Genomic DNA, 1,359 nt, shown 5'->3' with positions numbered 1-1,359 from the left:
AAGAAACCACTGAGAACAACGACGGGAGACATAGTACGGACACGACCGACTAGAAATTGATTACCACTCCCTGACTGCATCACTGCGATTTACCCTACTACACCACTGCTGGAGGGCACAAACCAAAAAGACAATTACCACAAACCTAAACCCGACAAAGCGCTTTTTTCAATACCGCGCATAACGCCCAGCTAAGCCGCCGGAACGGAGTTGATTGTTTTGTGCGAGCGTAGCGGAAAAGCACAAAACGAGCAACGCAGTGGAGGTCGGCTTGAGCTGTTTGTTATGTGTTTATTGCTGATACTCAAGTACATAGCTATGTTTGCCATTTTCTTGAATGATGTCCAAGCTGCCCGTGATACCTTTTAGCTCTCCCGCACCAGAACCCTCTACGATAATAACCTCTAAAGATTGCTTAGAAGCTGACATAAAACCGTTGTGAAATAACGTAAATGAACCAGTTTTACCGTTTACAGAACCTTCAAACTCTTCTATAGCTGAATAAACCGCTGCCCCGCCTTCCGTTCTCTTGCTTATCATTTGCCCCACACCCTTGCCTACCAGACCACCGGTATACTCCTTATGGATTACCATACGGCCAGCGGGTACACCTTCATCATTTTGTGGATCAAGCTTTACTTCAAAAGTTCCTGTAGCGGACATTCCTAACTCCTGTTGGTTATTCTCAGCTAATATTTTCATGGATATTAAAACCAATACTAATACCATAAATATTTTTAATATATTAATCATTTATTATTCCTGATTTACACATAACGCCAAGTTAACCTGCCGGAGTGGAGTTGTTTGATTTTTGTGGCAGCGTAGCGACAAGCCACAAAAACAAACGACGCAGCGGAGGTCAGGTTGAACTTTTTGTTATGAGATGAACCGAACGACTGATTGACCAAAACCGCCCTTACCTTCGTAGCCAGCCCATACACTACCCCAAGGATAGTTACCAACTGCATACCCTCTGCTACCCAGCCAGTTTTCGGTATCTTTAGCACGCCTCTTTTCTTGAGCCTCATCAAAATCATCCCAGCTACCACCGTATATCTCTGGATTGGAAATGGAAACATTTATGCTTTTAAGTACACCGATATTGAAACAAAAGCCAAAGATAATTTTCAGACCATCAATTTCGTTTTCAGGAAGCCAGTACCACACATTACCATTTCCAATATCCCCAGGATGCACGCCTTCCATCTTCGAAACTGTAGCCTCCGAGAGACGAGGCGGAATATTTATTCCATTATTTAGTTCAATTTCAAATTCTTTCATTAATCATTGGGGGCTCATAACGCCGCGTTAACCTGTGACGCGTGTGGAGTGGAGTTTTGCGGTAAAGTGGCGAAG

At 43.6% G+C, this 1,359-nt stretch carries 2 protein-coding genes; both read right to left on the bottom strand.

Annotated features, from left to right (window positions below; translation table 11 throughout):
- Positions 1 to 291 precede the first annotated feature (291 nt).
- On the bottom strand, positions 292 to 753 hold the full coding sequence (locus IDZ20_RS10950) for a DUF3224 domain-containing protein (RefSeq protein ID WP_223144949.1): 462 nt from the start codon (positions 751 to 753) through the stop codon (positions 292 to 294).
- Between the two features lie 126 nt (positions 754 to 879).
- On the bottom strand, positions 880 to 1,284 hold the full coding sequence (locus IDZ20_RS10945) for a hypothetical protein (RefSeq protein ID WP_188151475.1): 405 nt from the start codon (positions 1,282 to 1,284) through the stop codon (positions 880 to 882).
- Positions 1,285 to 1,359 lie beyond the last annotated feature (75 nt).

Source organism: Teredinibacter waterburyi (assembly GCF_001922985.1).
Lineage (GTDB): Bacteria > Pseudomonadota > Gammaproteobacteria > Pseudomonadales > Cellvibrionaceae > Teredinibacter > Teredinibacter waterburyi.
The sequence above is the reverse complement of the archived record's forward strand: the minus strand, read 5'-3'. Positions and strand labels throughout refer to the sequence as shown.

Excerpts from the sequence above, each read along its gene's own strand:
- IDZ20_RS10950 (WP_223144949.1), bottom strand. The coding sequence starts at position 753 with ATGATTAATATATTAAAAATATTTATGGTATTAGTATTGGTTTTAATA.
- IDZ20_RS10945 (WP_188151475.1), bottom strand. The coding sequence starts at position 1,284 with ATGAAAGAATTTGAAATTGAACTAAATAATGGAATAAATATTCCGCCT.